The organism is Pseudomonas sp. C6002 (assembly GCF_013385805.1).
Taxonomy (GTDB): Bacteria; Pseudomonadota; Gammaproteobacteria; order Pseudomonadales; family Pseudomonadaceae; genus Aquipseudomonas.
In genome coordinates this window covers 188,139-202,136 of sequence record NZ_JACAPH010000004.1, presented here as the reverse complement: position 1 = coordinate 202,136, position 13,998 = coordinate 188,139, and the positions used below count along the sequence as shown (strand labels likewise).

The following is a 13,998-nucleotide window of genomic DNA, read 5'->3' as shown; positions in this document are numbered from 1 at the left end:
CTTATGGATCTTGCCGAAGGGAGGCACATGCGTGCCTGCCATGAAGGCAAGGGGCGCAATTGTAGAGAAGGGGGAGAAAGGGTGCAAGGTGATTGGTGATTATTTGAACAGCCCCCATACACCACAAAAACAAATGTGGGAGGGGGCTTGCTCCCGAAAGCGATGTGCCAGTCACCAAATGCACTGACTGATACACCGTATTCGGGAGCAAGCCCCCTCCCACATTTTGACCTGCGCCAGACTTGGTTATTTCTTGGCTTTAGCCTTGGCGCCGCGCTGGCGCTGGGCTTCGAACAGGCAGACACCCGTTGCGACTGAAACGTTGAGGCTGCTGACGCTACCGGCCATCGGCAGGTGCACCAGGTAATCGCAATGCTCGCGGGTCAGGCGGCGCATGCCCTTGCCTTCGGCACCCATGATCAGGATGGTCGGGCCGGTGAGGTCCTGGTCATAAATGCTGACCTCGGCCTCTCCCGCCGTACCCACGACCCACAGGCCGCGCTGCTGGAGTTTCTCGAGGGTGCGCGCCAGGTTGGTCACGGCCACCAACGGAATCACTTCCGCAGCACCGCAGGCGACTTTACGCACGACAGGCGTCAAGGTTGCCGACTTGTCTTTAGGCACGATCACCGCCAACGCACCGGCGGCATCCGCCGAACGCAGGCAGGCGCCGAGGTTGTGCGGATCGGTCACGCCGTCGAGCACCAGCAACAGCGGTGCGCCTTCGGTGCGGTCGAGCAGCTCGTCGAGCATCGCTTCGCCCCAGACCTGGCTTGGACTGACGTCGGCTACCACGCCCTGGTGAACGCCTTCGACCCAGACGTCCATCTCGCGCCGCTCGGCCTGGCCGATGGCAACTTTGTTCTGATTGGCCAGTTCGACCAGCGCTTGAACACGCGGCTCACTGCGGCCTTCTGCCAACCACACCTGCTTGACGCGTTTCGGGTGGTGACGCAGCAATGCTTCTACGGCGTGCACGCCGTAGATTTTTTCCAGACTCATGACTTGGCCTTAGGTTTGCGCGACCCGCCGCTTTTCGCGGGGGCCGAACCCGCTTTTGGCGGGCCTTTACGGTGTTTACTCGGCTTGCTCGACGGCTTTTCCGCCTCGCGGGACTTTCCCCCAGACGCCGCTTTACCACCGCTTTTGGCTTCGTTGAGCAACTGCTGCTTCAACTCGCGGCTCTTGCGCAGCTCCGCGTTTTTCGCCGCGGCATCGCTAGGGCGGTAGGCTTCGGGGGCCTTGTCCTTGGCAGACGAACGACGCGCAGGCTTGGCTGGCGCGGGCTCGGCGACCGCTGCTTTCGCAGGAGCGCCTTTGCCTTTGCTGGCCGGGGCTGCAGTTTCGCTGCCACGTTTTTTACGGCCAGTCGGTTCAGCCGGCTTGTCAGGCATACCGAAATCGATCTTGCGCTCGTCGAGGTCGACGCGCATGACCTGCACTTCCACGGTATCGCCCAGACGGAAGCTGCGACCGGTGCGCTCGCCCGCCAGGCGGTGATGCACAGGGTCGAAGTGGTAGTAGTCACCCGGCAAGGCGGTGACGTGCACCAGGCCCTCGACGTAGATGTCGGTCAGCTCGACGAACAAACCAAAACCGGTCACGGCAGTGATCACACCCGGGAACGACTCGCCCACGCGGTCTTTCATGAACTCGCACTTGAGCCAGTTCACTACGTCGCGGGTGGCTTCGTCGGCACGGCGCTCGCTCATGGAGCACTGCTCGCCCAACTGTTCCAGGGCCGCTTCGTCGTACGGATAGATCCGTGCCTTCGGAATGGTCATGGCACCAGCACGCTTGACGTGCGGGGTGTTCTGCTTGGAATGGATCACGCTGCGGATCGCCCGGTGCGTGAGCAAGTCCGGGTAACGACGAATCGGCGAGGTGAAGTGGGTGTACGCTTCGTAATTCAGGCCGAAGTGGCCCTGATTATCGGCGCTGTACACCGCCTGACTCAGGGAGCGCAGCATGACGGTCTGGATCACGTGGTAATCCGGACGGTCCTTGATGCTCGCGAGCAGAGCCTGGTAGTCCTTCGGCGTCGGGCCGTCCTTGCCTTTGTGCAGGGACAGGCCGAGCTCACCGAGGAACGCACGCAGCTTCTCCAGACGCTCCGGCGGCGGGCCGTCGTGCACCCGGTACAACGCAGGAATCTCGTGCTTTTTGAGGAATTCTGCGGTGGCCACGTTGGCCGCCAGCATGCATTCCTCGATCAGCTTGTGAGCATCGTTACGGGTGGTCGGGGTGATTGCGGCGATCTTGCGCTCGGAACCGAAGACAATCCGGGTTTCCTGAGTTTCAAAGTCGATCGCGCCACGCACGTGACGAGCGCCCAACAGCACCTTGTACAGCGCGTAGAGCTGCTTGAGGTGCGGCACGACATGCCCGTACTCACCGCGCAGGGCCTTGGCTTCGCTGGTTTTCGGCTGTTCCAGGATGGTGCTGACCTTGTTGTAGGTCAGGCGCGCCTGGGAGTGAATCACCGCTTCGTAGAACTGGTAGTCGGTCATTTCGCCGGTTTTCGAGATGGTCATCTCGCACACCATGGCCAAACGGTCGACTTTCGGGTTCAGGGAGCACAGGCCGTTGGACAGCTGCTCAGGCAGCATCGGGATGACGCGCTCGGGGAAGTACACCGAGTTGCCGCGCACCTGGGCTTCGTTGTCCAGGGCCGAACCGATCTTCACGTAGCTGGACACGTCGGCAATCGCGACGAACAACTTCCAGCCGCCGGAGAACAGGCGCAGTTTGCCAGGCTTGGCTTCGCAGTAGACCGCATCGTCGAAGTCGCGAGCATCTTCGCCGTCAATGGTGACGAACGGTAGATGACGCAGGTCGATGCGCTTCTCTTTGTCTTTTTCTTCGACTTCCGGCTTGAGCTTGGCGGCTTCTTTGAGCACAGCCTCAGGCCAGACGTGAGGGATATCGTAGGTGCGCAGCGCAACATCGATCTCCATGCCCGGCGCCATGTAGTTGCCGACCACTTCAACGATATCGCCCTGTGGCTGGAAGCGCGCAGTGGGCCAGTGGGTGATTTTCACCTCGACGAACTGGCCCACTTTGGCGGCGCCATTGCGCCCCGGGGTGATCAGCACTTCCTGCTGGACCTTGGGGTTATCCGGCACCACGAAGCCGATGCCGCCTTCTTCGAAGTAACGGCCGACGATGGACTCGTGGGCACGGGACACCACTTCGACGATCACGCCTTCACGGCGACCGCGACGGTCGAGGCCGGAAACGCGGGCCAGGGCACGGTCGCCATCAAACACCAGGCGCATTTGCGCCGGGCTCATGAACAGGTCGTCGCTGCCATCGTCCGGGATCAGGAAGCCGAAACCGTCACGGTGGCCGGCGATGCGGCCGAGGATCAGGTCGAGCTTGTCCACCGGCGCGTAGGTGCCGCGGCGGGTGTAGATCAACTGGGCATCGCGCTCCATGGCGCGCAGGCGACGACGCAGGGCCTCGAGTTGGTCTTCGGTGGTCAGACCGAACTCTTCAACCAGCTGCTCGCGGCTAGCAGGCGAACCCCGATCGGCGAGGTGCGCCAGGATCAGTTCGCGGCTAGGAATGGGGTTTTCATATTTTTCCGCTTCACGAGCGGCCTCGGGATCGAGGGACTGCCAATCGGCCATTAGAGAGTTTTCACCTTGTCTATATGCGGGTTAGTTTGGCATACGCGTATTGAAACGGGAAATTTCAGGTGTCAACAAGCCCGTAAAAGCACTTTGTAGCCCTTGGAATGCACCTTGCGCGACCGTCGGCGAAATATTCCAGACTTTTTTCATGGCAGGGCTTTACAGCTCAAAATAGCCTCCGTATAGTGCGCGCCATCGACGACGGCAACGTTGTTGATGCTGCCCAGGTGGTGAAATTGGTAGACACGCCAGCTTCAGGTGCTGGTGATCGCAAGGTCGTGGAAGTTCGAGTCTTCTCCTGGGCACCAATTTCAAACTCAAGGTTATGCCTTGAGTCTCCAAAAACCCGCGAAAGCGGGTTTTTGCGTTTCAGGCCTTTGATTTTTAACAAGAATCTTGATTTATATTTTTGAATCAGGGGTTTACAGATCAAAAAGCCCTCCGTATAGTTCGCTCCATCAACAGCGCAAGCGTTGATAATGCCCAGGTGGTGAAATTGGTAGACACGCCAGCTTCAGGTGCTGGTGATCGCAAGGTCGTGGAAGTTCGAGTCTTCTCCTGGGCACCAAATTCAGATCAAACCCGCGAAAGCGGGTTTTTTCGTTTCCGGGGTTTGAAAACCTGACCGGTGATTTCCCCCCTCGTCCGCACTTGAGAAGTTTTATCGTTTATCCTTGTAAGGATTTGTTGCACTCAAGTGAGGAAAACCCCGGATGATGATCCGCGATACCCGTCTCAAGACATCCCTTCTGCGTGGCCTGACCATCACTCTGCTCGGCCTGACCCTGCTCTCGCCCGCTGCCTATTCTGCCGACAAGGTTGCACTGACCTTGTACAACGGCCAACACAAGGAGGTCGGCGATGAACTTGCCAAGGCCTTCGAAGCCAAGACCGGCATCCACGTCAATGTGCGCAAGGGCAGCAGCAACCAGCTGGCCAGCCAGGTCGTCGAAGAAGGTGACCGCTCCCCTGCCGACGTGATCTACACCGAAGAATCGCCGCCGCTGAATAAACTCGGCGAGCAAGGCCTGCTGGCAACCATCGACGCCAGCACCCTCGACGTCCTGCCGAAGGAATACGTGGCCGCCAACGGCGCCTGGATGGGCGTGACCGCACGCACCCGCGTCGTGGCCTTCAACCCGAAACTGATCGCCGAGAAAGACCTGCCCAAGTCGGTACTGGATTTCGCCGGGCCCGAGTGGCAAGGCAAGGTCGGTTTCGTGCCCACCAGCGGCGCCTTCCAGGAACAAGCCGTAGCGATCATCAAGCTGCACGGTCGCGAAGCGGCTGAAGAGTGGCTGACCGGCCTGCGCGCTTTCGGCAAGGTCTACAGCAACAACATGGTTGCGCTCAAGGCCGTGGAAAATGGCGAAGTCGCCACTGTCTTGGTGAACAACTACTACTGGTTCGCCCTGAAGAAAGAAAAAACCAACCTGGATTCGCAGCTGCACTACTTCACCAACGGCGATGCCGGTGGCCTGATCACCGTGTCTGCCGCGGCTGCACTGAAATCCAGCAAGCATCCAAAGGAAGCCCAGCAATTGCTGGCATTCATGGCCAGCGAAGAAGGCCAGCGGGTGATCACCAACACTTCCGCCGAATACCCGTTGCGCAAGGGCATGGAATCCAACCGTGGCCTCAAGCCTTTCAGCGAGCTGCAACCGCCGAAAGTCACCCCTGCCGACCTGGGCAACGCCGAAGAAGCCCTGGAACTGGAACGTGACGTTGGCTTGAACTGATGAACCCATCGCTCCCCGCCCCCGCCTTGCGCGGGGGTTTTACGCCGAGACGCAAACGCCCTTCGATCTGGTTGCTGCTACCAGTCCTGCTGCTGGTAGGCCTGAGCCTGTTGCCGCTGGCATATGTCGGCCTCAAGGCCTGGCAGGCAGGATGGGCCGAGGCGGTGCATTTGCTGTGGCGGCCCTATGTATTCGGGTTGCTGCGCAACACCCTGGCGCTGATGGTCGGCGTCACCGTGGCCTGCGGCGTGATCGGCTTGTCCCTGGCCTGGCTGCTGGAACGCAGCAACCTGCCGGGGCGGCGGATCTGGGGAGTGATCCTGTGCCTGCCGTTCGCGGTGCCGGCGTTTGTCAGCAGCTTTACCTGGGTTTCGTTAAGCGCCAACTTTGAAGGGTTGGGCGGAGCGATCCTGGTGATGACCCTGTCCAAATACCCACTGGTGTTTCTGCCGGTGGCGGCAACCCTGCGCAATCTTGATCCATCCCTGGAAGAATCGGCCCGCACCCTTGGCCTGAATCGCTGGGGCGTGTTCTTTCGCATCACCTTGCCTTTACTGTGGCCGTCACTGCTGGCCGGGGCACTGTTGATTGCCCTGCATATGCTGGTGGAGTTCGGCGCGCTGTCGATCATCGGCTTGCAGACGTTTACCACCGCGATCTACCAGCAATTCGAGCTGGAGTTCAGCAACGCCAATGCGGCGATGCTTTCGGCGGTGCTGCTGGTGATGTGCCTGACGCTGCTCTGGCTGGAGCTGCGGGTGCGCGGCAAGGGCCGGCACGTGCGTACCGGCCAGGGCGCGGCGCGGCATGCCGAACAGGTTCGACTCGGCAAATGGGCGGCGCTGGGGCAGCTGTATTGCCTGCTCCTGGCGATCATCGGCAGCGGCATTCCACTGGGCATGCTCGGTTATTGGCTGGCAGTGGGCAGTTCGGCGGCATTTCCGATAGCCGAGATCAGCGAGGCGCTGCTTTCTTCGTTGGCGCTGTCCCTGGGTGGCGCCGCGCTTTGCCTGTTGTTTGCCGTGCCGGTGGGCTTGCTGGTGGTGCGCTACAAGGGCCAGCTCGCACTGTGGGCGGAACGCCTGCCGTACCTGCTGCACGCCCTGCCCGGCCTGGTGATTGCGCTGACACTGGTGTATTTCGCCCTGCATTACGTGCCGGCGCTGTATCAGACGTCGGCGCTGTTGCTGATCGCTTATGCGCTGCTGTTTTTGCCCCTGGCCCAGGCGCCGATCCGCACGGCGCTGAACAAGGCAGCACCACAGCTGGAAGAGGCGGCGAGAACGCTGGGTGCGTCGTCGTTCAGTGCGTTTTGCCGGGTGACGCTGCCGATTATTTTCCCGGCATTGGGGGCGGCGTTTGCGCTGGTATTCCTGGATGCAATGAAGGAATTGACGGCGACGTTGCTGCTTAGCCCTACCGGGCTGAACACCTTGGCAACTGCCGTGTGGGCGCACACCTCGAATGTGGAATTCGCGGCAGCGGCGCCCTATGCGGCATTGTTGATTTTGGTGTCGGGACTGCCGGTGTATTTGCTTACGACGCGGATGTACCTGAGCCGCTGAAATAGCTTTCGCGAGCAAGCCCGCTCCCACATTTGCTCGCATTCCAGAAGTGGAACTCGGTCGAATGTGGGAGCGGGCTTGCTCGCGAAAGGGCCGCACCAGGCGACATCAAGCCCGGAACTGCCCCAAGCTCGCCTTCAACTGCGCAGCCAACCCATCCAGCACTTTGCCACTGGCTGTAGTCTCTACCACCGCCTGCGCCGCTCGCTCAGCCTGGGCATGAATGATCTCGACTCGCCCACGCACCGCATGCGCACCCTGCGCCTGATGCTCAGCCGCCCGCGTCGCCAGGCCAATCGCTGCATGCACCTGCTCCACCGAGGCCTGCACCGACTGCTGCAGGCGCACGCTGTCGCGTAATACCAGCAAACCCTCGCTGGCCTGGCGCCCGGCCTTGCCGATGGTTTCCACGGCCTCACGGGCGCCTTGCTGCAAGGCCACGATGTGGGCCTGGATGTCGCCGGTAGAACTCTGGGTTTTACTGGCCAGGGCGCGAACCTCGTCCGCCACCACCGCAAAGCCGCGCCCGGTCTCGCCGGCTCGCGCCGCCTCAATAGCCGCGTTGAGCGCCAGCAGGTTGGTTTGCTCGGCAATCCCGTGGATCACCGTCAACACCACCTCGATCTGCTCGCTCTGCTGCGCCAGCCGCTCGATCACCTTGGAACCGGCCTGCACCTGCCCCGCCAACGCCTCGATCAAGCTGCCGACTTCGGCTGAAGTGCGGGAATTTTCATCAGTCGCCTGGCGAATATCCACCACCTGCTGCAAGGCCGCCTGCATCGCATGGCTTTCCGCCTGGGCCTCATCCGCCATTTGCGACAGCGCCCGCAGGCTTTCGGCAACCTCATCACGCTGCAAGCCGGCGGCCGCATCGGCACCCGCATTGCGCAGGGTCATCGCGCCGATTTCCACACCGGTACGCTGGGCCACATCACCGGCTTCACGCACGATCGGCTGCAACTTATCCACAAAGCGATTGACCGCCGAGGCCATGTCGCCGATTTCGTCCCGGCTGTTGATCTGCACACGCTTGGTCAGGTCGCCCTCGCCTGCCGCCAGGTCGTCCATCGCTGCAATCAGCAGCTTCAGGCGATTGACCACCCGACGGCCGAGCACTACAGCAATCAATAGCAATACACCAAAACCTACCACCGCCAGGCCCATGCCGATGCGCCAGCGCAAGGTGCCCGCCGCCTCTTGCACGGCGCTGGTGGTATTGGCGGTCATCTGGGTGGCGGTGGCTTGCGCCGACTGCAAACGCGCGCCCATGGCCGCCGCGCTGTCAGCCGCGGCACCCTTGAGGCTGTCGCCCACCAACTGGTCACCGCTGGCAATCAGTGCAGCAAAACGCTTGTCCAGCGCGGCCAGGTCAGCCTCGACCGAGGCAGTCGAAACCCCCATGCGGACCTTGCCGATCTCTACGCCATTGGGGCTGATGGACGCTTCGACGTAGAACACCGAGGGATCATTCTTCGCCGCATCCAGCACTTTATCCAGGGCACGTTCGCCCTTGCCCTTTTCCAGCAGCGCCTGGTTGATCGGGTTTTCACGATTGAGGTAACGGGTCAGGTGCTCACCAGCCGCGTCGTCATACACCACAAACAACACGTTGGGATTGCGCTGGGCCCTGCGGGCAAACTCAGACAGCGTCGGCACGTCGCTGTCCCACATGGCGCGCGGCGCCACCGAGGCGAGCAGTTGCGCCATGTCATTGGCAGAGTCCTGCAGGTCTTTTTCCAGGGTCGCACGCAGTTGCTTCTGCTCTTCCTGCAGGCGCGTGGAAAGCCCCGCCGTCAGACGCTGGCGCGTGCTGGAAGACAGACTGTCCAGGCTGGATGTCACTTCCTTGCCGGCTTGCGCCAACTCGCCGGACAGTTTCTGGCTGTCGACGCCCAGGCGATTGCCCAAATCAGCTTCCAATGCAGTGACGGTGCTTCGCGTCAGGGCGACGGCCACCAGTACTTGCACCAAAAGAGCGATACCTAGGGTAACGAACACCGGCCGCAACAGCCGGCTTTGTAACAATGAGAGAACGGCAGACACTGGGAATCCCTCCACCACGGGTGCCATTAATTTGATAGCACCGCGAAAGAAAGAACCATAGCAAGGGTCGTGCCGTTTACCAGGCGGAAACGACAAAGGGCTCCCGAAGGAGCCCTTTGCTTTTTACATCAACAGCTTATTAAGCGAACGGGTGACGCAGAACGATGGTCTCGTTGCGGTCCGGGCCCGTCGAAATAATGTCGATCGGCGCACCGATCAGCTCTTCGACGCGCTTGATGTAAGCGCGGGCGTTGGCTGGCAGTTCTTCCAGGGTCTTGGCGCCCACGGTCGATTCGGTCCAGCCTGGCACTTCTTCGTACACAGGCTGCAGGCCTACGTAGCTGTCCGCGTCAGTCGGGGCAACGTCCTTGCCTTCCGCATCCTTGTAGCCGATGCAGATGTTGATGGTTTCCAGGCCGTCGAGTACGTCCAGCTTGGTCAGGCAGATGCCCGAGATGCTGTTCACATCGATAGCGCGACGCAGGATAACGGCGTCGAACCAGCCACAACGGCGGGCACGGCCGGTCGTCGCGCCGAACTCGTGGCCTTGTTTGGCCAGGTGCGCGCCGACGTCGTCGAACAGTTCAGTCGGGAATGGACCCGAACCTACACGCGTGGTGTATGCCTTGGTGATGCCGAGGATGTAGTCCAGGAACATCGGGCCAACGCCCGAACCCGTCGCAACGCCGCCAGCGGTGGTGTTGGAACTGGTGACGTACGGGTAGGTGCCGTGGTCGATGTCCAGCAACGAGCCCTGGGCGCCTTCGAACATGATGTCTTTGCCGGCGCGACGCAGGTCGTGCAGCTCGGCAGTCACGTCCAGCATCAGCGGCTTGAGCAGCTCGGCGTATTCCTTGCACTCGGCCAGGGTCTTTTCAAACTCGATGGCCGGCTCTTTGTAGTAACCCACCAGCATGAAGTTGTGGTAATCCACCAGTTCACGCAGCTTGTCTTCAAAGCGCGGCATGTTGAGCAGGTCGCCCACACGCAGGCCACGACGTGCAACCTTGTCTTCGTAGGCCGGGCCGATGCCGCGACCGGTCGTGCCGATCTTCAGCTCGCCACGGGCCTTTTCACGGGCCTGGTCCAGCGCAACGTGGAAGGACAGGATCAGCGGGCAGGAAGGGCTGATACGCAGGCGCTCGCGCACTGGCACGCCTTTCTCTTCCAGCTTGGTGATCTCGCGCAACAGGGCGTCAGGTGCAACCACCACGCCGTTGCCGATCAGGCACTGCACGCCTTCGCGCAGTACACCCGACGGGATCAGGTGCAAGACGGTTTTTTCGCCATCGATGACCAGGGTGTGGCCAGCGTTGTGGCCACCTTGGTAGCGCACTACGGCGGCAGCATGTTCGGTCAGCAGATCAACGATCTTGCCTTTGCCCTCATCACCCCATTGGGTGCCCAGGACTACGACATTCTTACCCATAACACTTGTCCTCATTCGCGCAAACTTGGTGCCGGCAGTGGCCGGCAGGAAAACTCAAGAAGCCAGTGGCGATACTTGCCAAAGCCCGTTCTGCTGAATCAATTGCCGGTCGCAGTCCGCTTCACGGGCGGCGGCCAATGGCTGCCCAGGCAAGGCCTGGACCACACGCTGACCCTCACTGCGCAACTGGCAAACCTGCTGCCAGAGTGCTGCGTCCGTACTGTCGGGCATCCAGATACCGCCAGACGGCAGTTCGACCTCAGCACGCCCCAGGGTCACCAGGGTTTTCAAATCGGTGGAAAAACCGGTCGCCGGACGAGCGCGACCGAAGTCGGCGCCGATATCGTCGTAACGACCGCCCTGGGCGATGGCCTGGCCAACACCCGGGACAAACACCGCAAACACCACACCGGTGTGGTAGTGGTAGCCGCGCAACTCACCCAAATCAAAGTACAGCGGCAACTGCGGGAAGCGCGCAGACAACTGCTCGGCAATCGCCAGCACATCGTCCAGGGCCGCCAATACATCAGCCGGCGCATTCGCCAGGCGATCACGGGCGGCGGTCAGTACTTCACGGCCGCCACACAGATCCACCAGCGCACGCAGCATGCCGGCCAGGTCGGCAGGCACGCCCGCCGTCAGGGCAATCACTTCATCGATGGCCTTGCGTTGCAGGGCATCGAACAACTGTTGTTCCACTTCACCCGACAGACCGGCCGCACGGGCCAGGCCGCGGTAGATGCCGACATGCCCGAGGTCCATGTGCACATCCGGCACATCGGCCAGCTGCAACATGGCCAGCATCAGGCTGATGACTTCCACGTCGCTGCTCGGGCTGGCATCACCGTACAACTCGGCGCCCAACTGGATCGGGCTGCGGGACGACGACAACGCACGCGGTTGCGCATGCAGCACGCTGCCGGCGTAGCACAGGCGGCTTGGCCCTTCGCGACGCAGGGTGTGCGCATCAATGCGCGCGACTTGCGGCGTGATGTCGGCACGAAAGCCCATTTGCCGGCCCGATTGCGGGTCGATGACCTTGAAGGTGCGCAGATCCAGGTCCTGGCCCGCGCCGGTCAGCAGGGATTCCAGGTACTCGATATGCGGAGTCACGACAAACTCGTAACCCCAGCTCTGGAACAGATCCAACACCTGGCGGCGCGCGATTTCAATGCGCGCAGCTTCTGGTGGCAGTACTTCTTCGATGCCATCTGGCAGCAGCCAGCGGTCTACCGTTGCCATTACGCCATTCCCCTATGATCCGGGCGGCCAGCCCTCGGGCGAGCCTTGAGTGAAGCAGAAAATACCCGGCCCCTGCATAAACCACGCGCAAGAGCGACGGGACGAACGACCAACAATCGGCCTCGTCGGGCACTTTCCTCGAAAAACCTGTGGCGCCTGCGGAGCAAAACCACAATCAAACATGCAGACGCAAAAAAGCCGGGAATTTCCCGGCTGCCGCATCATACACCCGTTTTCTGAAAGGATCACCCCGCCCGGCATTTTAGCCGCCCGACGGAGCGATTCTCAGACTACATGCGGGTTACTTGGACTTTTCCAGATAGCGAAAGAAATCGCTACTTGGGTCCAGCACCATGACGTCGGTTTTGTTCGCAAAGCTTTCACGGTAGGCGCGCAGGCTACGGTAGAACGCGTAGAACTCCTGGTCCTGGCCATAGGCCTTGGCGTAGATCGAAGCGGCTTGAGCATCACCATCACCACGGGCCTCTTCAGACTCGCGATAGGCTTCAGCCAACAGTACGCGACGCTGACGGTCGGCATCCGCGCGGATCCCTTCTGCCAGTTCGTTACCCTTGGCGCGGTGCTCACGAGCCTCGCGCTCACGCTCGGTGCTCATACGCTCGAACACGCTGCGGTTCACTTCCTTCGGAAGGTCGATGGCCTTGACCCGAACATCGATCACCTCGATGCCCAGCTCTTTTTCCGCCATCGCATTCAACGAACGCGTGATGTCCGCCATCAGCGCGTCACGTTCACCGGATACCACCTCGTGCAGGGTGCGCTTACCAAACTGGTCACGCAGGCCCGATTCCAGACGGCGTGACAAACGCTCGTCGGCAATCTGCTTGAGGCCGGAGGTCGCGGTGTAGAAGCGCTCGGCATCCTTGACGCGCCACTTGGCGTAGGCGTCAACCATCACAGCTTTCTTTTCCAGGGTCAGGAAGCGTTGTGTCGGTGCATCCAGGGTCATCAGGCGGCCGTCGAACTTGCGCACCTGGTTGACGTAGGGGACTTTCACATGCAGGCCCGGCTGGACATCCGCCTGGACCACGCGACCGAATTGCAGCAACACCGCGCGCTCGGTCTGAGACACGATATAGAAGCAGTTCCAGGCAGCGATGACCACGACGACGCCCACAATCAGGGCGGTCAGCGATTTATTGCTCATCAACGACTCTCCCTGGTACGTGTTTGCTGTTGCAGCAGGTCAGCGGCCGCACGGGCGCTCGCTTCGTTGGCAGCAGCATTGGAACCGGTAGCCGGTGCGCTGGTGCTGCTACGACCACCTTCGATCATCTTGTCCAGCGGCAGGTACAGCAGATTGTTCTGCCCGCCCTTGCTGCCGGTCACGAGAACCTTGCTGGTGTTGCTGAAGACTTCCTGCATGGTGTCCAGGTACAGACGCTCACGGGTGACTTCCGGTGCCTTGCGGTACTCGGCCACCAGCTTGGTGAAACGATCTGCCTCACCCTTGGCGCGGGAGACCACTTCGTCGCGGTAACCGTTGGCATCCTCAAGGATGCGCTGGGCCTGGCCACGGGCTTCCGGCACCACGCCGTTGGCGTAGGTTTCAGCCTGGTTGCGCGAACGCTGCTCGTCTTCACGGGCACGGATCACGTCATCGAAGGCTTCCTGCACTTCACGCGGTGCCGCTGCGCTCTGTACGTTGACCTGGGTCACGGTGATACCGGTGCGGTACGTGTCGAGGAACCGTTGTAGGCGCTCCTTGATTTCGCTGGCCATCAATTCACGGCCTTCAGTCAGCACCTGGTCCATTGCGGTGGAACCCACCACGTGGCGCAGGGCGCTTTCGGTCGCATGTTGCAGGCTGATCTCCGGCTGGTCGACGTTCAGCACGAAGTCCTGCAGGTTGCTGATCTTGTACTGCACGGTCAGCGGCACTTCGACGATGTTCTCGTCTTCGGTCAGCATCTGGCCCTGCTTGGTGTAGGCACGCTCACGCGTGACGTTTTCCATGTACTTCTTGTCGATCGGCGGGAAGTAGATGTTCAGGCCAGGGCCGACAGTCTCGTAGTACTTGCCGAAGCGCAGCACCACGGCTTGCTCCTGCTCGTCCACCACATAGACGGCGCTGTACAGCCAGACGGCCGCCAGCACGACGAGGCCGATGCCGAGCAGGCCGTAACCACCGCCCTTGCTCGTACGACCGCCTTCGTCACCACCACGTTTTTTTCCACCACCGAACAACCCATTCAGGCTTTCCTGCAGCTTTCGGAAGGCCTCGTCGAGATCTGGTGGCCCCTTGCGGTCGCCATTATTGCGGCGTTTACCACCCCAAGGATCCTGATTATTCGAGTTGCCACCCGGCTCATTCCAAGCCATAG

At 61.2% G+C, this 13,998-nt stretch carries 9 protein-coding genes and 2 tRNA genes; 4 read left to right on the top strand and 7 right to left on the bottom strand.

What is annotated here, in order from left to right; translation table 11 throughout:
- Positions 1-246 precede the first annotated feature (246 nt).
- Both rlmB and rnr read right to left on the bottom strand, forming a co-directional pair.
- On the bottom strand, positions 247-1,002 hold the full coding sequence (rlmB, locus tag HX817_RS02075) for a 23S rRNA (guanosine(2251)-2'-O)-methyltransferase RlmB (protein ID WP_003217493.1): 756 nt from the start codon (positions 1,000-1,002) through the stop codon (positions 247-249).
- Complete coding sequence (gene rnr, locus HX817_RS02070) at positions 999-3,632, bottom strand: ribonuclease R (protein ID WP_003217496.1); 2,634 nt, start codon at positions 3,630-3,632, stop codon at positions 999-1,001. The genes rlmB and rnr overlap by 4 nt, the downstream gene beginning before the upstream one ends.
- Before the next feature lie 224 nt (positions 3,633-3,856).
- Here rnr and HX817_RS02065 point away from each other — a divergent pair.
- From HX817_RS02065 to HX817_RS02050, 4 genes are all read left to right on the top strand, one after another.
- Positions 3,857-3,943 (top strand) — tRNA-Leu (locus HX817_RS02065).
- Between the two features lie 173 nt (positions 3,944-4,116).
- Positions 4,117-4,203, top strand: a tRNA-Leu gene (locus HX817_RS02060).
- A gap of 145 nt (positions 4,204-4,348) precedes the next feature.
- Positions 4,349-5,374, top strand: coding sequence for an extracellular solute-binding protein (locus tag HX817_RS02055; protein ID WP_008439094.1), 1,026 nt, complete (start codon positions 4,349-4,351; stop codon positions 5,372-5,374).
- Entirely contained in the window at positions 5,374-6,939 is a 1,566-nt protein-coding gene (locus HX817_RS02050) for an iron ABC transporter permease (protein WP_003217500.1), read from the top strand. The genes HX817_RS02055 and HX817_RS02050 overlap by 1 nt, the downstream gene beginning before the upstream one ends.
- Before the next feature lie 108 nt (positions 6,940-7,047).
- Here the strand turns inward: HX817_RS02050 and HX817_RS02045 are convergent, their stop codons facing one another.
- From HX817_RS02045 to hflK, 5 genes are all read right to left on the bottom strand, one after another.
- The gene (locus HX817_RS02045; RefSeq protein WP_008439098.1) at positions 7,048-8,982 is read right to left on the bottom strand and encodes a methyl-accepting chemotaxis protein; all 1,935 of its coding nucleotides are present in this window, start codon (positions 8,980-8,982) and stop codon (positions 7,048-7,050) included.
- Between the two features lie 139 nt (positions 8,983-9,121).
- Positions 9,122-10,411 carry an adenylosuccinate synthase gene (locus tag HX817_RS02040; RefSeq protein ID WP_003217505.1) on the bottom strand — a complete coding sequence of 430 codons (1,290 nt, stop codon included), beginning with the start codon at positions 10,409-10,411 and terminating at the stop codon, positions 9,122-9,124.
- 54 nt (positions 10,412-10,465) lie between these two features.
- Positions 10,466-11,653: an ATP phosphoribosyltransferase regulatory subunit gene (locus HX817_RS02035; protein WP_003217507.1), complete on the bottom strand. Its 1,188-nt coding sequence runs from the start codon at positions 11,651-11,653 to the stop codon at positions 10,466-10,468.
- 301 nt (positions 11,654-11,954) lie between these two features.
- Complete coding sequence (hflC, locus tag HX817_RS02030; protein WP_003217510.1) at positions 11,955-12,821, bottom strand: protease modulator HflC; 867 nt, start codon at positions 12,819-12,821, stop codon at positions 11,955-11,957.
- Positions 12,821-13,996 (bottom strand): FtsH protease activity modulator HflK, encoded by a 1,176-nt coding sequence (gene hflK / locus HX817_RS02025; protein ID WP_087692480.1) that lies wholly within the window; start codon positions 13,994-13,996, stop codon positions 12,821-12,823. Before hflK ends, hflC begins: the two co-directional genes overlap by 1 nt.
- Between the last annotated feature and the right edge of the window lie 2 nt (positions 13,997-13,998).